The organism is Micromonospora sp. CPCC 206171, assembly GCF_036906755.1.
Taxonomy (GTDB): Bacteria; Actinomycetota; Actinomycetes; order Mycobacteriales; family Micromonosporaceae; genus Micromonospora; species Micromonospora purpureochromogenes.
In genome coordinates this window covers 111,340-133,480 of sequence record NZ_JBAKHT010000019.1, presented here as the reverse complement: position 1 = coordinate 133,480, position 22,141 = coordinate 111,340, and the positions used below count along the sequence as shown (strand labels likewise).

The following is a 22,141-nucleotide window of genomic DNA, read 5'->3' as shown; positions in this document are numbered from 1 at the left end:
CCGGGCCGGCGCCGCCGCGACGCCGCCCGGCACGCGCAGCGCACCCCCCCGGCCCTGGCCGCCGTCGCCGGCACCCCGGAGGAGCCCGCCCGCCGGCGCACCACCCTGGCCGCCCTCGGCGTGGTCGCCGCCGCCTCGGCCGCGGCGCTGGTCGCCGGCCTGCTGAGCTGGGCGCCCGCCCCCGGGGAGCCGGCCCGGGCGCTGACCGCGGCCGAGGCCGAGCGGCTGGCCGCGACCCGGGTCACCAACCTCCGCGACGTGCGTGCCGGGGTCCGGGTGACGATCGGGACCGGCGCCGCCCGCACCGACCTGGTCGGCTGGATCGACTGGGCGCGGCCGCTGGCCTACCTCGACGTGGGCGGCCCGGGCGCGGGCGCCGACCGGGGGCTGGTGCAGGCGACGCCCTCGGTCGTCGTGCTCCGCCCCGACCCCGCCGCGGTCCCCACGCCGGCGTCCCCTCCGCCGGTGCCGCCGACGGACCGCTGGCGACTGCGCGACCTGCCCGCCGGCCGGCCACTCGCCGGGGCGCTCGACGTGCTCTTCGGGCTGAGCGCGGACCGGGCGGAGCCGGCCGATCCGCTGCGCCACGGCGCGGGGCGGTGGGTGGGGCGGGAGACCCTCGCCGGCGAGCCGGTGGACGTCCTCCAGGCTCCGCTGCCCAGGCCCACCGCCGCCGCCGCCGACCCGACCGCCCGGCCACCCGCCCCGCCGGCGGCCGGCGACGGCGACCCCCGCTGGTGGGTCGACGGGGACTCCCGACTGCACCGGTGGGAGGGCCGGCTGCCCGGCGGGCAGCCGGCCGCCGTCGAGCTGGAACGCAACGACCGGCCCACCATCTGGCCCGTCGACGCGCTGGGTGGCCGACCCGGGCTGCCCCGCGCGCTCACCGACACCGAGGCCGAACGGCTGGCCCGGCTGCCCGCCCAACTGCGGGCCCAGCCCGGAGCCGCCGTCAGCGTCGCCGTCCCGCTCGGCACCGCCGCGAACCTGCGCGGCTCGGGCTGGCTGAGCTGGTCCGACGGGGTGGCGTACCTGTCGGTGGCCGAGCTGGACACCCTCGGCCGGCGCACCCTGCTGCGGCGCGACCGGGACGGCTTCGCCCGCGCGGAGGTGCCGGTCGGGCCGGGCGCCGGCGCCACCGGGGCCGCCAACGGCCCGCCGCTGCCACCACCGGCCGAGGCCGGCTGGCGGACCGGCGCCCGCCCGTTGGACGACCTCGACCTGCTCATCGACGCGGCGCTGCGGGCGGACACCGCGCCCGCCCGGCCCGCGGCCGCCGTGCGGCTGCGCACCGACCGGGTCGCCGGCCGGGTGGTGGACGTGGTCGAGCTGCGCGTCCAGGGCCTGCGGCTGCGCTACTGGCTGGACCGCACCGGCCTGCCACGCCGGCTGGAGCTGCGCACCCGGGCGGGCGCCTGGGCCCAGCTCGACCTCACCCCTGCGCCGGTGCCGGCCGGGATCGTGCCGCCCCGGCCGGGACCGATCACCGCGAAGACGCCGGCGGCGCGGGCCGGCACGGCGGGCCGCCGCTGATCGGTCAGGGCCGCCAGCCGGTCTGCGCGGCCCACTCCTCGGCCCGCAGATGCTCCTCGTCGAACCACGGGTCCTTGGCCGTCGCGTACCCGCCGCTGTCCGGCGCCGAGGCCGCCAGCTCCCGCTTCAGCAGCAGGTAGGCGGCCCGCTGGTCCGGGTCGGCGCGCAGGTGGTCCCGCATCAGCAGGGCGTACCGCCAGCCGGGCGAGTCGGCCACCCGCAGGTGCAGACAGGCCGGGCGCCCCGGGTCGGCGCTGCCGTGCAACCGCTTCGCCCACCGCCCGCTGCCGACCGGGCGGGGGTTGTCCCACCAGTCGCCGGGCAGCCGGGGGAAGCCGGCCCGGGCGAGCCGCTCGGCCAGCGCCCCGTCCGCCTCGTCGAGCGACGACACGGTCACCTGGATGTCGATCACGTCCTTGGCGGCCAGACCCGGCACGGCGGTCGAGCCGATGTGGTCCACCCGCAGGTCGGCCGGGGCGACGGCGTGTCGGATCCGGGCGGCCAGCCGGGCGTACTGCTGGGGCCAGGTCGGGTCCGGCTCGGTCAGCACGACCCGCTCCGGGCGGGCCACCCGGCCCGCACGGACGTTGCGCTCGTAGGGCAGCAACCGGTCCCGCCAGAGGGCGTCCACGGCGGCGTGCAGCCCATCGAGGGTGCCGTCGTTGCTGAGCACCACGTCCGCCGCCGCGCGCCGGCGGGCGTCGTCGGCCTGTGCGGCGATCCGCCGCTCCGCCTCCGCGCGGGGCATCCCCCGGTCGCGTTCCAGTCGCTCCAGCCGGGTGGCGACGGCCGTCTGCACCACGACCACCAGGTGGTACGTCGGCGCGAGCCCCACCTCGACCAGCAGCGGCACGTCGTTGACCACCACCGCGTCCGAGGGCGCGGCGGCAGCCAGTTCGGCGGTACGCGCCCGCACCCGGGGATGGGTGATCGCCTCCAGGCGCCGGCGGGCCACCTCGTCGCCGAAGACCACCGCGCCCAGCGCCGCCCGGTCCAGCGCGCCACCGGCGTCGAGCACCCGGTCGCCGAAGGCGGCGACGATCTCCGCCAGCCCCTCGGTGCCCGGGGCGACCACCTCACGGGCGATCCGGTCGGCGTCGATGACCACCGCACCCCGCTCGGCCAGCCGGGCCGACACGGCGCTCTTGCCGGAGCCGATCCCTCCGGTCAGTCCCACCATCAGCACCGGACCAGTCAACCGGATCACCGCCCCCACCACAAAACGACGGCGCTCTCGCCGTTTGCGGCGTGTGGCGGTGTCCGGAACCCGGGACACCGCCATACGCCGCAAACGGAGTGGATCAAGCCACCCTGGCCGCGGCAGTCGGCCACGGCGTGGCCGGGAGCGGCCGAGCTTCGCCGCACCGGCCAGGCACGGCCGGGCACGGCCAGGGGTGGCTCGGCGTGAACGGCGAGGGGAACGGCCTGGAGACGCGCGAGGGCCCCGCCCCCAACGATCCGGTGGCTACCGGATCGCGGGAACGGGGCCCGTCGTCGTCAGCGGGTCACTTGCCGCCGGCGAGCTTCTCCCGCAGAGCGGCGAGCGCCTCGTCGGTGGCCAGGGTGCCGGCCGGCTCCTCGGCCTGACGGCTCGGGGCCGTGCTGGTCGTGGTGGTGGTGGTGCCACCGGTGACGGCCGGAGCCGGGTTCGCAGCGGCCTCGGCGTCGGCCGCGCGAGAGGTCTGCACCTGCTTGGTGTGGGCCTCCCAACGCTGACGCGCCTCGGCGTACTGGTTCTCCCAGGTCTCGCGCTGCTTGTCGTACCCCTCGAGCCACTCGCCCGTCTCCGGGTCGAAGCCCTCCGGGTAGATGTAGTTGCCCTCGGCGTCGTACGTCGCGGCCATGCCGTAGAGGGTCGGGTCGAAGTGCTCCTCGCCCTCGACGAAGCCCTCGTTGGCCTGCTTGAGCGACAGCGAGATGCGGCGGCGCTCCAGGTCGATGTCGATGACCTTGACCATGACCTCGGAGCCGACCTGCACGACCTGCTCCGGGATCTCCACGTGGCGCTCGGCCAGCTCGGAGATGTGGACCAGGCCCTCGATGCCGTCGTCCACCCGGACGAAGGCGCCGAACGGCACCAGCTTGGTGACCTTACCCGGCACGATCTGCTGGATCGCGTGGGTGCGGGCGAACTGCCGCCACGGGTCCTCCTGGGTCGCCTTCAGCGACAGCGAGACCCGCTCGCGGTCCAGGTCGACGTCCAGGACCTCGACCTCGACCTCCTGGCCCACCTCGACGACCTCGGACGGGTGGTCGATGTGCTTCCAGGAGAGCTCGGAGACGTGCACCAGGCCGTCCACGCCGCCCAGGTCGACGAACGCGCCGAAGTTGACGATCGAAGAGACGACGCCCTTGCGGACCTGGCCCTTCTGCAGCTTGTTGAGGAACTCGGTGCGCACCTCGGACTGCGTCTGCTCCAGCCAGGCACGGCGGGACAGGACCACGTTGTTGCGGTTCTTGTCCAGCTCGATGATCTTGGCCTCGAGCTCGCGGCCGACGTACGGCTGCAGGTCGCGCACCCGCCGCATCTCGACCAGGGAGGCGGGCAGGAAGCCGCGCAGCCCGATGTCGAGGATGAGGCCACCCTTGACCACCTCGATGACCGAACCGCGGACGACGCCGTCCTCGTCCTTGATCTTCTCGATCGTGCCCCAGGCCCGCTCGTACTGCGCCCGCTTCTTGGAGAGGATCAGACGACCCTCCTTGTCCTCCTTCTGGAGGACCAGGGCCTCGATGTGGTCACCGACCGAAACGACCTCGGCGGGGTCCACGTCGTGCTTGATCGACAACTCCCGAGAGGGAATGACGCCCTCGGTCTTGTAGCCGATGTCGAGCAGGACCTCGTCCCGATCGACCTTGACGACGGTGCCTTCGACAATGTCGCCGTCGTTGAAGTACTTGATGGTCTCGTCGATCGCGGCGAGGAAAGCCTCCTCGGAACCGAGATCGTCGTGGGTGACCCGGGTGGCGCTCGAGGGGGCCTCGATGCTGCTCGTCATGTGGGCGGTTGCTCCGGTCGGATGGGTTGTCACAGCAGGCGTGGTGTCGCGGTGACCATTTCGCGCCAGCGGATCCGCCATCGGGCACACCGAACGATCGCCAAGTGAAGATCATTAGTGGCTCCGGTGACCGCGCACCTGCTCCCTGCCGAGGCACACGATCCGCGAGCGCATCGTCTAGCCTACCCGCTGCATTACCACAGCGTGCAAGGCCTCCCGGGTCCTCGCGACCTCGTCAGCTGCGAAAGCGGAGATTTCGGTGGAAAAGCGTCCCGACTGTCTCCTGCGTCACAGCCGTCCCACCATGCAGAGAAGGTAGCGCACCGCCGCGGCGCCCGCAGACCGCCCTCGCCCGCCGTACCGATCGCGGCCGTCTCCGCCGGCCGGTCGCCGTCGGCGTCGACCGGGCCAGGGCCTAGCGTGAGCGGGTGGACGACGACAGGGTGACCCGACGGCGGGTCGGCGACGCGGAGACCCGCCGGGCCAACCGGGGCTGGTGGGACACCGACGCCGACGACTACCAGGCCGAGCACGGCGCCTTCCTCGGCGACACGGACTTCGTCTGGTGCCCGGAGGGCCTGCGCGAGGCCGACGCCCGCCTCCTCGGTGACGTCGCCGGACGCCGGGTGCTGGAGGTGGGCTGCGGCGCCGCGGCCTGCGCTCGCTGGCTGGCCACCCAGGGCGCCCGGCCGGTCGCCTTCGACCTCTCCGCCGGCATGTTGCGGCACGCCGCGCAGGCGGCCGACCGCACCGGGGTACGCGTACCGCTGGTGCAGGCCGACGCGTTGGCGCTGCCCTTCGCCGACGGGGCGTTCGACATCGCCTGCACCGCCTTCGGCGCGATCCCCTTCGTCGACGACTCGGCCGCGCTGATGGCCGAGGTGCACCGGGTGCTGCGTCCGGGCGGCCGGTGGGTGTTCTCGGTGACCCACCCGATGCGGTGGATCTTCCTGGACGACCCGGGCGAGGGGGGCCTGACCGCCGTGCACTCGTACTTCGACCGCTCCCCCTACGTCGAGCAGGACGACTCGGGCGTGGCCACCTACGTCGAGCAGCACCGGACCCTCGGCGATCGGATCCGCGAGTTGGTCGGCGCCGGTTTCCGGCTGCGGGATCTGGTGGAGCCGGAGTGGCCGGCGGGGCACGAGGGGATCTGGGGGCAGTGGAGCCCCCTGCGCGGGCGGCTCTTCCCCGGCACCGCCATCTTCGTCACCGACAAGCCCGCCGGCTGACCGCTCCGCACGCCCGGGTGCGTCGTTTCGGGGCATCGACGGCGGGTACCCGCGCGGCATGGCCGAGCAGAGGGAATTCCGCGAGGGTGACCACGTCTCCTGGGCCAGTCACAGCGGCCGGGCGTACGGCGTGGTCAAGGAGAAGCTGATCGATCGCACGCACGTACGCGGGCACGCCGTCAACGCGACGGAGGACGAGCCGCAGTACCGGATCCGCAACGACGACTCGGGCCGGGACGTGGCCCACCGACCGGAGGCGTTGCGTCATGAGCAGAGGTGACGACGGCCGGGACACGTACCAGGAGTTCACCGAGGCGGTGAACATGAAGCCCGGCGAGATCTCGTCCTGGCTGGAGACCGACCAGTCGAAGCAGGTCGGCTGGCACAAGGGCGGCCGCTCCGGGGGCGGCGAGTCGGTGGGGCACGAATCCGGCCGGAAGATCATCGACCTGTTGCGGCGCAAGCGCGGCGACCTGTCCGAGGGCGACTACAAGCACATGCGCAAGGTGGTCGGCTACGTCCGCCGGCACATGGCCCAGCGCCCCTCCGGCGACGTACGCGACACCAAGTGGCGCTGGTCGCTGATGAACTGGGGCCACGACCCCCTCAAGGGCCCGCTTCCGCCCCCGGGCGGCCCGTCCCGACGGGCCCTCGACCGACACGGCACCCCGCCGAAGGAACGCCGAGGACCCGGCCGCTGACCCACCACTCAGATCGCAGCGCCGAACAGCACCGACCACAGAAACCCCGTCGGGTTCCGGGGGGAGCCCGCCCCGCGCAGGGATCAAGCCTGACCGCCCGGAGCGGGGTGGGCTCCCCCCGGAGCCCCCAACCGCAACAAGAGCGTCAGTGGTCGGCGCTGTTCCAGTCCCGCCCCTCGCCGACCGACACCTCCAACGGCACCGACAGCGGGTACGCCGCACCCATCTCCCGGCGCACCAGCGCCTCCAGGGTCTCCCGCTCGCCCGGCGCCACCTCGAAGACCAGCTCGTCGTGCACCTGCAGCAGCATCCGCGAACGCAGCCCGGCGTCGCGCAGCGCGGTGTCGACGTGCAGCATGGCGACCTTGATGATGTCGGCCGCGGAGCCCTGGATCGGGGCGTTGAGCGCCATCCGCTCGGCCATGTCCCGGCGCTGCCGGTTGTCGCTGACCAGGTCGGGGAGGTAACGCCGGCGACCGAGGATGGTCGAGGTGTAGCCGTCCTGCCGGGCCCGGGCCACCACCTCGTGCAGGTAGTCCCGGACCCCGCCGAACCCGGCGAAGTAGTTCTCCATCAGCCCGCGCGCCTCCTCGGCGCTGATCCCGAGCTGCTGGGAGAGACCGAACGCGCTCAGCCCGTACGCCAGGCCGTAGTTCATGGCCTTGATCTTGCGGCGCTGGTCGGGGCTGACCTCGCCGACCGGCACGTCGAAGACCGACGAGGCGGTGGCGGCGTGGAAGTCGTGGCCGGAGTTGAACGCCTCGATCAGCGCGTCGTCCGACGACAGGTGCGCCATGATCCGCATCTCGATCTGGCTGTAGTCGGCGGTGAGCAGGCACTCGTAGCCCTCCCCCACCACGAAGGCGCGGCGGATCCGCCGCCCCTCCTCGGTGCGGATGGGGATGTTCTGCAGGTTGGGCTCGGTGGAGGAGAGCCGGCCGGTGGCCGCCACCGTCTGGTTGAAGGTGGTGTGGATCCGGCCGTCGTCGGAGACGGACTTGAGCAGGCCGTCCACGGTCGACTTGAGCTTGGCGACGTCCCGGTGGCGCAGCAGGTGCTCCAGCACCGGATGCGGGTTCTGCGCGTAGAGCCACTGCAGGGCGTCGGCGTCGGTGGTGTAGCCGGTCTTGATCTTCTTGGTCTTGGGCAGGCCCAGCTCGCCGAAGAGGATCTCCTGCAACTGCTTGGGCGAGCCGAGGTTGAACTCGCGGCCCACCGCCTCGTACGCGCCCTGCGCCGCGGCCTTCACCTCGGCCGCGAAGTGCGCCTCCAGCTCCGACAGGTACTGCGTGTCGGCGGCGATGCCGATCCGCTCCATGCCGGCCAGCACCCGCATCAGCGGCAGCTCCACCCCGGCCATCAGCCGGTTGGGCTGCTCACCGTCGCGGGACAGCTCCGCGTCGATCGCGTCGGCCAGGTCGAGGGTGGCCCGGGCCTGGAGCATCAGGTTCTGCTCGACGACGCCCTCGTCGCCCAGACCGTCGAGGGTGAGCTGGCCGGTCTCCGGGGCGTCGACCCGCAGCTCGCGGTGCAGGTAGCGCAGCGCCAGGTCGGTCAGGTCGTAGGAACGCTGGTCGGGGCGGGCCAGGTAGGCGGCGATCTGGGTGTCGCGGGCGATGCCCTCCAGCGACCAGCCGTGCGCGGCCAGCGCCAGCACCGCCGGCTTGCTGTCGTGCAGCACCTTGGGGCGCTGCGGGTCGGCCAGCCAGCCGGCCAGCGCCGACTCGTCGCCCGGCTCCAGCCCGGCCGGGTCGAACCAGGCCGCCGCGCCGCCAGCGGTGGCGAGCGCCATCCCGGTGACCGAGGCGGTGTGCCGGCGGTTCGGGCCGGTGTCGAGCTTGACCGCCAGCCCCACCGGGGTGCCGGCCGGGGCGTGCGTCTCCAGCCAGCCGGCCAGCGCGCCCGGCTCGGTCAGCACCTCGCCGGCCAGGTCGAAGCCGGCCTCGGCCTCCGGCTCGACGGCCTCCAGGTACTGGTAGAGGCGGTCGCGCAGGATGCGGAACTGCAGGGTGTCGAAGACCTGGTGCACGGCCTCCCGGTCCCAGCCGGTCCAGCGGGCGTCCTCGGGGCGCAGCGGCAGGTCGAGGTCGGAGACCAGGCAGTTGATCTCGTAGTTGCGGATCACCCGGGACAGCTGGGCCCGCAGGTTGTCGCCGGCCTTGCCCTTGATCGCGTCGGCGCTGGCCACCACACCGTCGACGCCGCCGTACAGGTTGATCCACTTGGCGGCGGTCTTCGGGCCGACGCCGTCGACGCCGGAGAGGTTGTCGCTGTCCTCGCCGACCAGCGCGGCCAGGTCGCGGTAGCGCTCGGGGCCGACGCCGTACTTCGCCTCGACGGCGGCCGGGTCCATCCGGGCCAGGTCGGAGACGCCCTTGCGCGGGTAGAGCAGGGTGACCCGCTCGCCGACGAGCTGGAGGGCGTCCCGGTCGCCGCTGCTGATCAGCACCTCCATGCCCTGGTCGCGGGCCTGGCAGGCGAGGGTGGCGATGACGTCGTCGGCCTCGAAGCCCTCCTTCTCCACCACCGGCACGCGCAGTGCGTCGAGGACCTCCTTGATCAGGCTGACCTGGCCCTTGAAGTCGGTCGGGGTCTCCTTGCGGCCGGCTTTGTACTCGGCGTACTTCTCGGTGCGGAAGGAGCGGCGGGAGACGTCGAAGGCGACGACGATGTGCGTCGGCTGCTCGTCGCGGAGCACGTTGATCAGCATCGAGGTGAAGCCGTAGACCGCGTTGGTCGGCTGCCCGGTCGTGGTGGAGAAGTTCTCCACCGGCAGGGCGTGGAAGGCCCGGTATGCCATCGAGTGTCCGTCGACGAGGAGCAGGCGCGGGGTCGTAGCTGTCACGGCAGCGACTCTAGTCGCAACGCCCGACATCTCCGGCCGGCGGCACCGCGCTCGCAGGAGGGAAACCGACATCCGGGCGGACGCCGGACGGCCGCCCGCCCCCTGGGGGACGGACGGCCGCCGACGCTCCGACGCGGCTCACGCCACGCCGAGGTACGCCTCCTTGACCGCCGGGTCGGTGAGCAGGTCCTGACCGGACCCCTCCTTCACGATCCGACCGGTCTCCAGCACGTAGCCCCGGTGCGCCCGGGAGAGCGCCTGCTGGGCGTTCTGCTCCACCAGCAGGATCGTGGTGCCCTGCTGGTTGATCTCCGTGATGATGTCGAAGATCTGCCGGATGACCATCGGGGCCAGACCCATCGACGGCTCGTCCAGCAGCAGCAGCTTCGGACGGCTCATCAGCGCCCGGCCGACGGCGAGCATCTGCTGCTCACCACCGGAGAGCGTGCCGCCGGCCTGCTTGCGCCGCTCGCGCAGCCGTGGGAAGAGGGTCAGCACCCGGTCCAGGTCGGCGGCGATGCCGGCGGAGTCCCGCCGGGTGTACGCCCCCATGTCCAGGTTCTCCATGACGGTCATGCCGGGGAAGATCTGCCGACCCTCGGGCGACTGGCAGAGCCCTCGGACGACCCGCAGGTCGGCCCGGAGCTTGCTGATGTCCTCGCCGTTGAAGGTGACCCGGCCACCGGAGAGCGCCCGGGTCCCGGAGATCGCCCGCATGGTGGTGGTCTTGCCGGCGCCGTTCGCGCCGATCAGGGCCACCACCTCGCCCTCGTTGACGGTCAGGCTGATGCCGTGCAGGGCCTCGATGCGGCCGTACGCGACGCTTACGTCATTCAGCTCAAGCAGCGTCATCGGCGGACTCCCCCAGGTATGCGGCGATCACCTTCGGGTCCCGACTGACCTCGGCGGGCGCCCCTTCGGCGATCTTGCGGCCGAACTCCAGCACCACGATCCGGTCGGTGACCCCCATGACCAGGCGCATGTCGTGCTCGATGAGCAGCACGGTCAGCCCCATGTCGCGGATCTTCCGGATCAGGGTGAGCAGTTCCTCCTTCTCCGCCGGGTTGAAGCCGGCGGCCGGCTCGTCCAGGCAGAGCAGCTTCGGCTCGGTGGCCAGCGCCCGGGCGATCTCCAGCCGACGCTGGTAGCCGTAGGGCAGGTTGCGGGCCTCGTCGTTGGCGCGGTCGGCGATCCCGACGAAGCGCAGCAGCTCCAGCGCCTTGGCCTCGGCGGCCCGCTCCTCCAGGATGTGCCGGGACAGCCCGAAGGTCTGCGCGCACGACCGGCGCAGCTGCTGCCACGACCGCTTGATGCCATCCGGTGCGGTGACCTGCGGGACCTCGTGCGGCTTCGGCTTGAACCTGGGCAGCCGGAACAGCGCCCCCGGCACGCTGGTCTTGTGCCGGGAGTCGGTCCCGACCATGACGTTCTCCAGCGCGGTCATCTCCGGGAACAGGCGGATGTTCTGGAACGTCCGCGAGATGCCCAGCCGGCTGATCTGGTGCGGCTTGCGCCCGGTGACCCGCTCGCCGCGGAACCGGACCGCGCCCGAGGTGGGCTTGTAGACGCCGGTCATCACGTTGAAGCTGGTGGTCTTGCCGGCGCCGTTCGGCCCGATCAGGCCGAGGATCTCGCCCTCGTAGATCTGAAAATCGATCTTGTCGAGGGCGACCACGCCGCCGAAGCGGAGCGTGACGTCGTCGACTTCGAGCAGCACCGTCCGGGGACCCGGCTGGGCCGGGATCTTCGGCGTCGCGGTGCTGGTGGTCTCGTCAGACATGAGCGGGCGCCTCCTCTGCCTCCGCCGCGCGGTCCTTCAGCTCACGGGCCCGCCGCCGGCTGGGGACGAGGCCCTGCGGGCGCAGGATCATCACCAGCACCATGGCCAGGCCGAAGGCCAGCCACCGGTAGTCGGCGATCTCCCGGAACCGCTCCGGGAGGTAGGCCAGCAGCACCGCACCGAGCGAAACCCCGACCATGTTCCCCGAGCCGCCGACCACGACCATGGCGACGAAGAGGATGGAGAGGTTCGCGTTGAACTGGGTCGGGTCGATGAACGCGTTCCGGCTGGCGAAGAGGAACCCGGACAGGCCGCCGAGCGCCGCGCCGATGGCGAACGCCCACAGCTTGAACTTGAACGGGTAGACACCCATCACCGCCGCGGCGTCCTCGTCCTCGCGGACGGCCAGCCAGGCGCGGCCGACCCGGCTGCGCTCCAGGCGGCGCACCGCGATGACCATCAGCAGCACCACGGTGATCGCCAGCCAGTACCACGGCTTCGCGTCGATCAGGCCGAACCACTCGTTCTCCGCCGACGGCGGACCCTCCGGGCCCGGGATCGCGGAGATGCCCTGCGGGCCGTTGGTGACCCCGTTGGCGTTGCGGGCCACGATCCGGATGATCTCGCCGAAGCCGAGCGTCACGATCGCCAGGTAGTCGCCGCGCAGCCGCAGCGTCGGCCAGCCCAGCAGCACTCCGAAGACCATGGTGAGCACGATCGCCAGGAGCAGGCAGATCGACCAGGTGACCGCCCAGGTCGGCGGCAGGTCGAACTCGTTCTGGATCCACTTCACCACCGGCGAGTTCACCGAGCCGAACAGCGCGACGCTGTACGCGCCGACGGCGAAGAAGCCGATGTAGCCGAGGTCGAGCAGGCCGGCCAGGCCGACCACCACGTTCAGACCGATCGCGACCAGCACGTAGATGGCGCAGACGAAGAGCACGCCGGCCCAGTTGTTGCCACCCGCGATCGAGTCGGTGCGCAGCCAGGTGAGGCCGGGGATGCCGAGCAGCGGCAGGTAGTACAGGAAGGCCACCAGGGCCACGAGTGCCGCGATCCGCTGCCACTTCGGCAGCGCGCCGAATCGGTCACCGACGGAGGTCAGCATGCCGACCCGCCGGCGGTCTGCGTTCCGAATCTTGTCGATCATGCGCGGGCCCTCCCGAGCGACTCACCCAACAGGCCGGTCGGGCGGAACATCAGCACCACGATGAGGACGATGAATGCGATGACGTCCTCCCAGTTCGAGGCGAAGAGCGTGGCGCCGTAGACCTCGACGATGCCGAGGAACAGACCACCCACCAGCGCGCCCCGCAGGTTGCCGATGCCGCCCAGCACCGCGGCCGTGAACGCCTTGAGGCCGAGCACGAAGCCGATGCTGTTCTGGGTGAAGCCGAATCGCATGCTCCACAGCAGCGCGGCCGCGCCGGCCATGATCCCGCCCAGCACGAAGATCAGCATGATCACGCGCTCCTGGTTGACGCCCATCAGCGCGGCCGTCTCCGGGTTCTGCGCCACCGCCCGCACGCCCCGGCCGTAGCGGGTGCGGTTGATGAACCAGTCGAGAATGGCCATCATCACCACGGCGGAGACGAAAACGATCACCTGGATGTTGGTGATCGACGTACCGCCGATCTCGAACAGCGTCTCCTGCTTGATGATCGTCGGCATGCCGACGATCTGCCGGGCCCGGCCGAACAGCGACGGCAGCGCGCCGCCCGCCACGTCGGGCAGGAGCAGGCCGAAGACCTCGACCAGCACCAGGGAGAGGCCGATCGCGGTGATCAGGAAGATCAGCGGCGGCGCGTTCTTGCGCCGCAGCGGGCGGTACGCGATCCGCTCGATCGCCAGGGCCGTGCCGCCCGAGGCGACCGCCGCGGCGATCAGGCCGAGCACCAGGAAGAGGATGGCCTGGCCGGCCGGCGGGTTATTTTCCACCCCGAAGGCGGTCCACACGCCCAGCACCGCGAAGGTGCCGACCATGAAGACCTCGGAGTGGGCGAAGTTGATCAGTCGCAGTACGCCGTAGACGAGGGTGTAGCCCAGGGCGATCAGGGCGTAGATCGCCCCCTTGGACAACCCGTCGACGGTGTGCTGGCCGAGGTGGCCGAAGAGTTCGTCGAAATTCACCGGGGTCTCCTTGCATCGAGTGCGGCCGGGGACGACTCCCCGGCCGCACTCCAGTGCCATGACGTCAGCTGAGCTTGAGCTCCTGCAGAGCAGTGATCTCCGTGCCCTTGATCTGGTACGCCCAGATGACGACCTTCGACGGGTCGACATCGCCCTTGTCGTCGAACTTGATGTACTTCGAGACGCCCTGCTTGTCGTAGGACTTCACGTAGGCGAGGATGTCGGCCCGGCTCTTCTTGCCGTCCTTGAACGCGTCCAGGTAGATCTGCGCCGCGTCGAAGCCCTCAGCGCCGTAGGAACCCGGCGCCTGGCCGAACTCCTTCTGGTAGTCGGCGGAGAAGGTGCCGCCGGCCTTGTCGGCCGGGAGGCAGGGGCAGGTGATGATGGCGCCCTCGGCGCCACCCGACGCGCCCTGCGGGAACGCCGGGTCGTACAGACCGTCCGGGCCGACGAACTTGGCCTGGACACCGGCCGCGCGCATCTGCTTGACCAGCGGGGCCGCCTCACGGGTGTAACCGCCGTAGAAGACGAAGTCCGCCTGGGCCGCCTTGATCTTGGAGATCGTCGCGTCGAACTGCGACTGCTTCTCCTGGATCTTGTCGGTGCCGGCGAGCTGCAGGTTCTTGCCCAGCTCGGCGGTGATGCCCGCGCCGTAGGCGCTGCCGTCGTCGATGGCGAAGACCTTCGCCGCGTTCTGCGACTTCAGGTAGGTCGCCACGGCGCCCGCCTGGGTGCCGTCGTGGCCGACCACCCGGAAGAAGGACTTGTTGCCCTTCTGGGTCAGGTCGGCCCGGGTCGCCGACGGGCTCACCATGGCCAGGCCGGCGGCCTGGTAGATCGGCATGGTGGCGTCGGACTCGCCGGAGAAGTGACCACCGATGACACCGAGGAACGAGTTGTCACCGGCGATCTGGTTCGCGAACGGGGTCGCCACCGCAGGGTCACCCTGGGTGTCGAACTCCTGCATGGTGACCTTGCAGTCCTTGTTCTTCTCGTTGAACTGCTTGACGGCGAGCTTCGCGCCGTTCAGCGACGGCAGGACCAGGCCCGCGTTGTCACCGGTGAACGCGCCGAAGATAGCGATCTTGCCACCGCAGTCGCCGGACGCGGTGCCGCTGCCACCGCCAGAGTCCTGGCAACCCGCGGCGCCGACCATCGCCGCAGCGATTGCGGCGGCTCCGAGCACCCGTACATAGCTACGCCTCACGGCTTCCTGACCTCCTCCAGAAGCAGATGGCGACGGCACCGAGAAGGACGGCGAGAGTACAGCCCGCACCACCACCCCACCCGGCAGGGACGCCCCTGCGTTACGGCTCGTGATGGCGGAGCGTACCGACACTCATACGGTCGAGGAAGGGCTTGGGGCGTGGTCTGCCAAACCGTTACGAAGACGTGCGGGATCGATACGGACGCCGTAACAGGTGGTTCCCTGAGCGGTCCTTAAGCCCCAGCTGTGCCCTCACCGCCGGGCGGCGAGCATCGGGGCCGACCAGGCCGCGGAACGGACACCGTCGTCGGTGAAGATCCACAGCCGCTCACCCACCGCCGCCAGCGCCACGTCCCGGTCCGCCCCGGCCGGCACCGGACCGGGCAGCTCCAGCCGCTGCCAGGACCCACCCCGGTCAGCGGACGTCCAGACCGAACGGGACTTCCCGTCGGAAACCGCCGCCACCAGCCGCCCACCCGCCCCGACCAGGCCGTCCACCGACGGCACCTGCGACGGCGCCGCCCCGCCGAAGCCGCCGGCGGCCGCCCACCGGTCACCGTCGCGCCGCCAGGCGCCGAACGCCCCGCCCCGCAGCCCGACCGCCACCGCCGCGCCGTCGACCAGGACCACCCGCTGCAACTCCTCGTAACGGTCGGTACCGGGCAGCAACGTCCGCCGCCAGGTGCGGCCGTCCGCCGACGACCAGGCGACCGGGTCGCGGTCGATCCGGCCCGCCGGCAGCACGCCGCCCACCGCCAGCCAACCCCCGGGTACGCCCACCGCGTCGAACGCCCAGCTGACCCCGCGCCCGTCGCTGGCCAGCTCCGGCGCCCCCTCCACCAGGGCGAACTCCGCCGCGTCCGGCGACACCCAGGCCGCCGCGCCGCTGGACCGGTTGCCGACGATCAACCAGCCGGCCGCCCCGCCCGTCAGGCGGGACACGTTCACCGCCTTCGGCCCGCCGTACGTCTCGAACGAGGCGGACACCTCCACCAGCCCACCGTCGGGGCGCTGCCGCCAGGTGCTCACCCGGGGATAGCCGTGCGCGCCGCCGACCTTCGCGCCGATGACCGCCAGCACACCGTCGCGGCAGCCGGCCGAATAGAGCACGTTCTGCTTGCCGTAGAAGGAATCCGCGGCGATCGGCACGACCGTCCAGTTCGTACCGTCCCGGCTCGACCAGGCGGCCGGCCGGGTGCCCCCGGCGGCGTCCGCGACGCCGCCCACCGCGTACCACCGGCCCGCGCAGGCGGTCGCGTCGCGCAGCAGCGCGCGGCCCGGCGGCCCCGGCGGAGCCGGCAGGGTCAGCGCCTGCCACGCCGGGCGGACCGGCTCCTCGGCACGACGCGGCGCGGGCGCCGGATCGCAGGCAGCCAGCAGCACGGCGAGGACGCCGAGCACCGCGAGCACGCGCCGAGTGGACACGCGTCGATGCTAGCCACCGACGGCGGTTTGCGGGACCCGGCAGGCCGCCCGGTGTCAGGCGGTCGGCTGGGCGACCTCGCCGCCGGCGGTCTCCGCGAGGATCCGCTCGGCGACCTCCTTCATGGTCATCCGGTGGTCCATCGCCGTGCGCTGGATCCACTTGAACGCCTGCGGCTCGGTCATCCCGTACGTGGTCATCAGCGCGCCCTTGGCCCGCTCGACGGTCTTGCGGATCTCCAGCCGGTCGGTGAGGCCGGCGACCTCCGACTCCAGGGCGGCGATCTCCGAGTAGCGCGACAGCGCGATCTCCACCGCCGGCACCAGGTCGCTCTTCTGGAAGGGCTTCACCAGGTACGCCATCGCGCCCGCCGCCCGGGCCCGCTCCACCAGGTCGCGCTGGCTGAACGCGGTCAGGATGATCACCGGAGCGATGCGGGCGCCGGCGATCCGCTCGGCGGCGGCCAGCCCGTCCATGATCGGCATCTTGATGTCGAGGATGACGAGGTCCGGCTTGAGCTCCTCGGCCAGCCGGACGGCGGTCTCGCCGTCGCCGGCCTCGCCGACGACCTCGTAGCCCTCCTCGACCAGCATCTCGGCCAGGTCCAGCCGGATGAGCGCCTCGTCCTCGGCGATCAGTACCCGCCTGCGCTCGGCGTCCGTCTGCGTCTCGGCCACGAGCCACTCCCACCAGTCTGTGCTCGACACCCGCCGTGCCGGGTGTCGCCGCCCTTAGCGTAATGGGTAACCTGTGCAGGCCGAGAAACCGAAGGCCCCTGTAGTCCAATGGCAGAGACGATGGATTCAAAATCCATAAAGTGTGGGTTCGAATCCCACCGGGGGCACCGAGACTGTCGTACGGGCGTTCGAAAATGCCGGTATGCACCCACCCGAGTTGCGCGCACGCGCGCGAGAGCTCTACCTCTCCGGCGCAACCGTCGCTGATGCCGCCCGCGGTGTCGGGCTCTCGTATCGCACCGTGTGGCACTGGTGCCGGGACCGGCCTCAGCCGGTCGTTCAGGGGACGGCGCTGCGCTGCTTCCGCTGCCGGCCCGGCGTCGACAATCCGACAGATCCTGCCGCCTACAGCTACCTGCTCGGCCTGTACCTCGGCGACGGCCACCTGGTCACCTCGGCTCGAGTGCCAGTGTTGAGGATCTCATGCAGCAACGCCTGGCCCGATCTGATCAGGGCCTGCGACGCCGCCATGCGATCGGTGCTGGCAACCAAGGTTCAGCACGTCCGGCAGCGGGGGTGCGTCAACGTGCAGAGCTACGGCAAGCACTGGCCCTGCCTGCTGCCCCAGCACGGGCCGGGCAAGAAGCACGAGCGGCCGATCGTCCTGGCCGACTGGCAGCGCGGGATCGTCGAGGGACAACCGGGCGCCTTTCTCCGCGGCCTCTTCCACTCCGACGGCTCCCGCTTCGCCAACCCGGTCACCGTCCGCGGGAAGCGGTACGTCTACCCGCGCTACATGTTCACCAACGAGTCCGCCGACATCATGGACCTCTGCCAGTGGGCTCTCGATCTGCTCGGCATCGCCTGGAAGATGAACCGCCGCAACTCCCTCTCCGTCGCCCGCCGAGAGGCGGTCGCGACCCTCGACCGGCACGTCGGCCCGAAGTCATGAACCGGACTCAACGCACGCGACGAGCACGACTGGCCCGGCGAGCGCCGGTCAGCTCACCCCGAGCGCCCGCTCCAGGTCGGCCCGCAGGTCTTCCGGGTCCTCCAGCCCGACGGAGATCCGCAGCAGGCCGCCGCCCGGCTTGGCCTCCCCCGCTACCGGCCGGTGGGTGAGCGAGGCCGGGTGCTGGATCAGGGTGTCCACCCCGCCGAGCGACACCGAGTGGGTGATCAGTTCGCAGGCGCCGGCGACGGCCGCGGCGGCGGGCGCGCCCCCGCGTACCTCGAAGGCGAGCAGGCTGCCGGTGCCGGACATCTGGCGGCCGACCAGGCCGGCCGGGTCGTGCACCGAGGGGTGGTGCACCCGGACCACGGCCCGGTGGCCGGTGAGCCAGCCGGCGAGCTTCTCCGCGCCGGCCTGCTGAGCGCGGACCCGCAGCGGCAGCGTCTGCAGGCCCCGGTGCAGCAGGTACGCCCCGAGCGGGTGCAGCACGGCTCCGGTGACGGCGCGTACCTGGCGCAGTCGGGCGGCCCAGTCGGCGTCGCAGGCGACGACGCCGGCGAGCACGTCGCCGTGACCGCCGATGCTCTTGGTGGCGCTGTGCAGGACGAGCGCGGCGCCGTGGCGGGCGGGCTGCTGGAGCACGGGCGTGGCGACGGTGTTGTCGACGAGCAGCGGGACGTCGCCGGCGGCGGTGGCGAGCGCGGCGATGTCGACCAGGTCGAGGGTGGGGTTGGCGGGCGTCTCGACGATCACCAGGGCGGTGTCGGGGCGAATGACGGCGGCGATCTCGTCGGGGCGGGCCCAGGTGACCTCGGTGCCGAGCAGTCCGGTGGCGAGCACGTGGTCGGTGCCGCCGTAGAGGGGGCGGACGGCGACGATGTGCCGTTTGCCGTCCCGGGTGGCGGCGAGCAGCGCGGCGGTCAGGGCGGCCATGCCGCTGGCGAAGGCGACGGCCGCGGCGGTGCCCTCCAGTTCCGCCAGGGCGGTCTCGAACCGGGCCACGGTGGGGTTCCAGAGCCGCTGGTAGACGGCGCTGGCGCCGGCCGGGAGGGTGCCGCCGGTGGCGAGCAGCTCGTACGCGTCACCGCCGCCCTCGACCGAGGGCAGCGGGTTGGTGGTGGAGAGGTCGATCGGCGGCACGTGGACGCCGAGGCCTGCGAGGTCGTCGCGGCCGGCGTGCACGGCCCGGGTGTCCACCGTCGTCATGGCGGAAGCGTCGAATAATAGGCCGCCTGTGAGCAATAGAATCGAAGATGATTCTGCAGAAGCCGCTTTCGTTGTCGTAGCATTCGCGGAAGGATGTTCACATGCCCCCTGCGCCGAATGATGTGCGGCCGTTCGCCGCGCTGGACGACGTCGACCGAGCGATCCTGACCGAGTTGGCCGCCGACGGCCGGTTGCCGAACAACGCCCTCGCCGAGCGGGTGGGGGTGGCGCCCTCGACCTGTCTCACCCGCACCCGGGCACTGCGCGACTGCGGGGCGATCCGCGGCTTCCACGCGGAGGTGGACCCGGCCGCGGTGGGATTGCCGTTGCAGGCGCTGGTGTCGGTCCGGCTGACCGCGCACGAGCGGGCCGCGGTGGACGCCTTCCGGGCCCGGTCGGTCCGGCTCCCGGGGGTGGTGTCGGTGTTCCACGTGGCGGGCGCGGAGGACTACGTCCTGCATGTGCGGGCGGCATCCGGGGACGCGCTGCGCGACTTCGTGCTCGACCACCTGGCGGTGGACCCGGTGGTGCAGCACACCCAGACCAGCCTGATCTTCGAGCAGGCACGCGGCATGGGCTGACCGGCGGGCGCCGACGGGATGGACTGCGCCACCCGTACCCGACGAGGGGAACAAATCCGGCGCGCAGCGGGTTGCCCACAGCCGTGATCGACGTACCGATGTCTGTTCTTGATCTTGCGCCCGTCGCCCGTGGCGCGTCCGCCGGGGAGGCCCTGCGGGCCACCACCGAGCTGGCCCGCCGCACCGAGGAACTGGGCTACCGCCGGTTCTGGGTGGCCGAGCACCACAACATGCCGGCGATCGCCAGCTCCGCGCCGGCGGTGCTGCTGGCGCACCTGGCGGCGCACACCTCGACGATCCGGCTGGGCTCCGGCGGGGTGATGCTGCCCAACCACGCGCCGCTGGTGGTCGCCGAGCAGTTCGGCACCCTGGAGGCGCTGCACCCGGGCCGGATCGACCTGGGCATCGGCCGCGCGCCGGGCACCGACCAGGTGACCGCGCTGGCGCTGCGCCGGACGATGGAGGGGCTGTCGGCGGAGGGCTTTCCGCGCGAGCTGGCGGACCTGATGAACTACTTCAGCGGCGACGAGCCGGGGCCGATCACCGCCACCCCGGGGCTCGGCCAGTCCCCCGCGGTCTGGCTGCTCGGGTCCAGCGGCTTCAGTGCCCAGCTGGCCGGGCTGCTCGGGTTGCCGTTCTCGTTCGCGCACCACTTCAGCGCGCAGCACACCCTGCCCGCCTTGCAGCTGTACCGGCAGAACTTCCGCCCGTCGCGCTGGCTGGAGCAGCCGTACGCGATGGTGGCGGTGAACGTGGTGTGCGCGGAGACCGACGAGCGGGCCGAGTGGCTGGCCGGGCCGAGCGCGCTGTCGTTCCTGAAGCTGCGCTCGGGCCGGCCGGAGCCCCTCACCACGCCCGAGGAGGCGGCGGCGTACCCGTACAACGAGGTCGAGCGGGAGTTCGTGCGGCAGCGCCGGGACGGGCAGGCCATGGGTTCGCCGGAGACGGTTCGCCGGCAGCTCGGCGACCTGCTGGCACGCACCGGCGCGGACGAGCTGATGGTCACCACGATGGTGTACGACGTGGCCGACCGGGTGCGCTCCTTCGAGCTGGTCGCCGACGAGGTGGCCGGCGGACTCACGCGGAATGCCTGAAACACGCTCTTCATACCCACGTCACCCCACCGTCGCGTGCCGCGCCTAACTTGGTGATCGGTGGTGGTACGGCACTCCCGGTCGGGACGGGTCGGGGGTGCTGCGGTGTGGAGCACCGGGTCGCCAGTGGAGCGGATTCCGCGGCTGGCGACCCGGTGCCTACCGGAGCGGGGCTTCGGCCTCAGCGCAGGTAGATGTTCGGCGTGGGCGGGGTGCCCATGCCGTCCCCGACGAGGGCAGTGCTTTCCCGCACGCAACGGCCGCGCTCACCCCTTGCCCGCGCCGGATCGGTTTGGTCGACTCGTCGGATGGCTGAGCACATGGACCCGGACGAGTTCCGCCGCGCCGGGTACGCGGTGGTGGACTGGATCGCCGACTACTGGACGACGCTCGGGAAGCGTCCGGTCACCTCCCAGGACCCGCCCGGCGCGGTGGCGGCGGCGCTGCCCGCGAGCCCGCCCGCGCACGGCGAGCCGATCGAGGCCGTGCTCGCCGACCTGGACACCCTGATCACTCCCCGGCTGACCCACTGGCAGCACCCCGGGTTCTTCGGCTACTTCCCGGCCAACACCTCCGGCCCCAGCGTGCTCGGTGACCTGGTCAGCTCCGGGCTCGGCGTGCAGGGCATGCTTTGGGCCACCGGCCCGGCCTGCACCGAGCTGGAGACGGTGCTGCTGGACTGGCTCGCCGGGATCATGGACCTGCCGCAACGGTTCCGCTCCACCGGTCCGGGCGGCGGGGTGATCCAGGACTCGGCCTCCTCGGCCACGCTGGTCGCCACCCTGGGGGCGCTGCACCGGGCCAGCGGCGGCCGGTGGCGCGCGGTGGGCATCGACCGCCGGTACCGGGCGTACACCTCCACCCAGGGGCACTCGTCCATCGAGAAGGCGGCGCGGATCGCCGGGCTGGGCGAGGACGGGGTCCGCCCGATCGAGGTGGACCCGGAGACGCTGGCGATGCGCCCAACGGCGCTGCGGGCGGCGATCGAGGCCGACCGGGCCGCCGGGAACGTACCGGCGATCGTGGTGGCCACCATCGGGACGACCTCCACGACCGCCGTGGACCCGTTGCCGGAGATCGGCGCGATCTGCGCCGAGTACGGCGTCTGGCTGCACGTCGACGCCGCGTACGCGGGGGCGGCGGCGGTCTGCCCGGAGCTGCGCTGGTCGCACGCCGGGCTGGAGCACGCCGATTCGTACTGCTTCGACCCGCACAAGTGGCTGCTCACCGGCTTCGACTGCGACGCGTTCTGGGTGGCCGACTCCGGCGAGCTGATCGAGGCGTTGACGGTGATGCCGGAGTTCCTGCGCAACGCCGCCACCGAGTCCGGCGCGGTGATCGACTACCGGGACTGGCAGGTGCCGCTGGGCCGGCGCTTCCGGGCGCTGAAGCTCTGGTTCGTGCTGCGCTGGTACGGCGTCGAGGGGCTGCGGGCGCACATCCGCACGGGCGTCGCGCTGGCCGACCGGTTCGCCCGCCGGGTGGCGGCCGACGACCGGTTCGAGCTCGCCGCGCCGCACCCGTTCTCGCTGGTCTGCTTCCGGCTGCCGGCCGGCGACGAGGCGAGCGCCGCGCTGCTGGAGCGGGTCAACGGCACCGGGCGGGTGCACCTGACGCACACCCGGGTCGGCGGGCGGTACACGCTGCGCCTGGCGGTCGGCTCGCCGCTGACCGCCGAGGAGCACGTCGACGAGGCGTGGGAGCTGCTGGCATCCGCGGCAAGCGACGTGCTCGCCGGCTGACTCCGCCGGCGACCCGCCATCGCCATCGCCATCGCCATC

At 72.3% G+C, this 22,141-nt stretch carries 19 protein-coding genes, 1 tRNA gene and 1 pseudogene; 10 read left to right on the top strand and 11 right to left on the bottom strand.

Annotated features, from left to right (window positions below):
- Positions 1-1,533, top strand: a 1,533-nt coding sequence (locus tag V6U89_RS21365) for a hypothetical protein (RefSeq protein WP_334573120.1), incomplete at its 5' end; no start/stop codon positions are given.
- Between the two features lie 4 nt (positions 1,534-1,537).
- On the opposite strand, the gene coaE is transcribed toward V6U89_RS21365, so the two are convergent.
- Both coaE and rpsA read right to left on the bottom strand, forming a co-directional pair.
- Positions 1,538-2,719 carry a dephospho-CoA kinase gene (gene coaE, locus V6U89_RS21360; RefSeq protein WP_334573126.1) on the bottom strand — a complete coding sequence of 394 codons (1,182 nt, stop codon included), beginning with the start codon at positions 2,717-2,719 and terminating at the stop codon, positions 1,538-1,540.
- Positions 2,720-3,038: 319 nt separating this feature from the next.
- On the bottom strand, positions 3,039-4,532 hold the full coding sequence (gene rpsA, locus V6U89_RS21355) for a 30S ribosomal protein S1 (protein ID WP_334573119.1): 1,494 nt from the start codon (positions 4,530-4,532) through the stop codon (positions 3,039-3,041).
- Between the two features lie 428 nt (positions 4,533-4,960).
- Between rpsA and V6U89_RS21350 the strand changes: the two genes are divergently transcribed.
- Genes V6U89_RS21350 through V6U89_RS21340 form a run of 3 tightly spaced genes read left to right on the top strand, consistent with a single transcriptional unit; the run spans position 4,961 to position 6,465 of the window.
- Positions 4,961-5,764, top strand: coding sequence for a class I SAM-dependent methyltransferase (locus tag V6U89_RS21350; RefSeq protein WP_280840791.1), 804 nt, complete (start codon positions 4,961-4,963; stop codon positions 5,762-5,764).
- 58 nt (positions 5,765-5,822) lie between these two features.
- Positions 5,823-6,044, top strand: coding sequence for a DUF2945 domain-containing protein (locus V6U89_RS21345; RefSeq protein WP_238448352.1), 222 nt, complete (start codon positions 5,823-5,825; stop codon positions 6,042-6,044).
- Entirely contained in the window at positions 6,031-6,465 is a 435-nt protein-coding gene (locus tag V6U89_RS21340) for a DUF3140 domain-containing protein (RefSeq protein WP_334573118.1), read from the top strand. The genes V6U89_RS21345 and V6U89_RS21340 overlap by 14 nt, the downstream gene beginning before the upstream one ends.
- 145 nt (positions 6,466-6,610) lie before the next feature.
- Here V6U89_RS21340 and polA read toward each other — a convergent pair whose 3' ends face one another.
- The 8 genes from polA to V6U89_RS21300 form a co-directional block, all read right to left on the bottom strand.
- Positions 6,611-9,310 carry a DNA polymerase I gene (gene polA, locus V6U89_RS21335; RefSeq protein ID WP_334573117.1) on the bottom strand — a complete coding sequence of 900 codons (2,700 nt, stop codon included), beginning with the start codon at positions 9,308-9,310 and terminating at the stop codon, positions 6,611-6,613.
- Between the two features lie 138 nt (positions 9,311-9,448).
- On the bottom strand, positions 9,449-10,162 hold the full coding sequence (locus tag V6U89_RS21330; protein ID WP_334573116.1) for an ABC transporter ATP-binding protein: 714 nt from the start codon (positions 10,160-10,162) through the stop codon (positions 9,449-9,451).
- Positions 10,149-11,090: an ABC transporter ATP-binding protein gene (locus V6U89_RS21325; protein WP_334573115.1), complete on the bottom strand. Its 942-nt coding sequence runs from the start codon at positions 11,088-11,090 to the stop codon at positions 10,149-10,151. The genes V6U89_RS21330 and V6U89_RS21325 overlap by 14 nt, the downstream gene beginning before the upstream one ends.
- On the bottom strand, positions 11,083-12,240 hold the full coding sequence (locus V6U89_RS21320; RefSeq protein WP_334573114.1) for a branched-chain amino acid ABC transporter permease: 1,158 nt from the start codon (positions 12,238-12,240) through the stop codon (positions 11,083-11,085). The genes V6U89_RS21325 and V6U89_RS21320 overlap by 8 nt, the downstream gene beginning before the upstream one ends.
- Positions 12,237-13,220 carry a branched-chain amino acid ABC transporter permease gene (locus V6U89_RS21315; protein WP_334573113.1) on the bottom strand — a complete coding sequence of 328 codons (984 nt, stop codon included), beginning with the start codon at positions 13,218-13,220 and terminating at the stop codon, positions 12,237-12,239. Before V6U89_RS21315 ends, V6U89_RS21320 begins: the two co-directional genes overlap by 4 nt.
- A 64-nt stretch (positions 13,221-13,284) precedes the next feature.
- Positions 13,285-14,427, bottom strand: coding sequence for a branched-chain amino acid ABC transporter substrate-binding protein (locus V6U89_RS21310; RefSeq protein WP_179805819.1), 1,143 nt, complete (start codon positions 14,425-14,427; stop codon positions 13,285-13,287).
- A gap of 252 nt (positions 14,428-14,679) precedes the next feature.
- The gene (locus V6U89_RS21305) at positions 14,680-15,852 is read right to left on the bottom strand and encodes a hypothetical protein (protein WP_334573112.1); all 1,173 of its coding nucleotides are present in this window, start codon (positions 15,850-15,852) and stop codon (positions 14,680-14,682) included.
- Between the two features lie 54 nt (positions 15,853-15,906).
- Complete coding sequence (locus V6U89_RS21300) at positions 15,907-16,527, bottom strand: ANTAR domain-containing response regulator (protein WP_154943735.1); 621 nt, start codon at positions 16,525-16,527, stop codon at positions 15,907-15,909.
- A gap of 94 nt (positions 16,528-16,621) precedes the next feature.
- Here V6U89_RS21300 and V6U89_RS21295 point away from each other — a divergent pair.
- The 3 genes and pseudogenes from V6U89_RS21295 (at position 16,622) to V6U89_RS21285 (ending at position 17,479) form a co-directional block, all read left to right on the top strand.
- Positions 16,622-16,694 (top strand) — tRNA-Leu (locus V6U89_RS21295).
- A 35-nt stretch (positions 16,695-16,729) separates the two neighbouring features.
- Positions 16,730-16,834: pseudogene (locus V6U89_RS21290) on the top strand (transcriptional regulator); the annotation flags it as partial.
- Positions 16,835-17,056: 222 nt separating this feature from the next.
- A complete protein-coding gene (locus tag V6U89_RS21285) occupies positions 17,057-17,479 on the top strand; it encodes a hypothetical protein (RefSeq protein ID WP_334573125.1) in 423 nt (140 codons plus the stop codon).
- Between the two features lie 48 nt (positions 17,480-17,527).
- Here V6U89_RS21285 and V6U89_RS21280 read toward each other — a convergent pair whose 3' ends face one another.
- Positions 17,528-18,685: a trans-sulfuration enzyme family protein gene (locus tag V6U89_RS21280; protein WP_334573111.1), complete on the bottom strand. Its 1,158-nt coding sequence runs from the start codon at positions 18,683-18,685 to the stop codon at positions 17,528-17,530.
- Between the two features lie 101 nt (positions 18,686-18,786).
- On the opposite strand from V6U89_RS21280, the gene V6U89_RS21275 reads away from it, so the two are divergent.
- The 3 genes from V6U89_RS21275 (at position 18,787) to V6U89_RS21265 (ending at position 22,102) form a co-directional block, all read left to right on the top strand.
- Positions 18,787-19,266, top strand: coding sequence for an Lrp/AsnC family transcriptional regulator (locus V6U89_RS21275; RefSeq protein ID WP_334573110.1), 480 nt, complete (start codon positions 18,787-18,789; stop codon positions 19,264-19,266).
- 98 nt (positions 19,267-19,364) lie between these two features.
- Positions 19,365-20,360, top strand: coding sequence for an LLM class flavin-dependent oxidoreductase (locus tag V6U89_RS21270; RefSeq protein ID WP_334573109.1), 996 nt, complete (start codon positions 19,365-19,367; stop codon positions 20,358-20,360).
- A 308-nt stretch (positions 20,361-20,668) separates the two neighbouring features.
- Positions 20,669-22,102 (top strand): pyridoxal-dependent decarboxylase, encoded by a 1,434-nt coding sequence (locus tag V6U89_RS21265; protein ID WP_334573108.1) that lies wholly within the window; start codon positions 20,669-20,671, stop codon positions 22,100-22,102.
- The last annotated feature ends 39 nt before the right edge of the window (positions 22,103-22,141 follow it).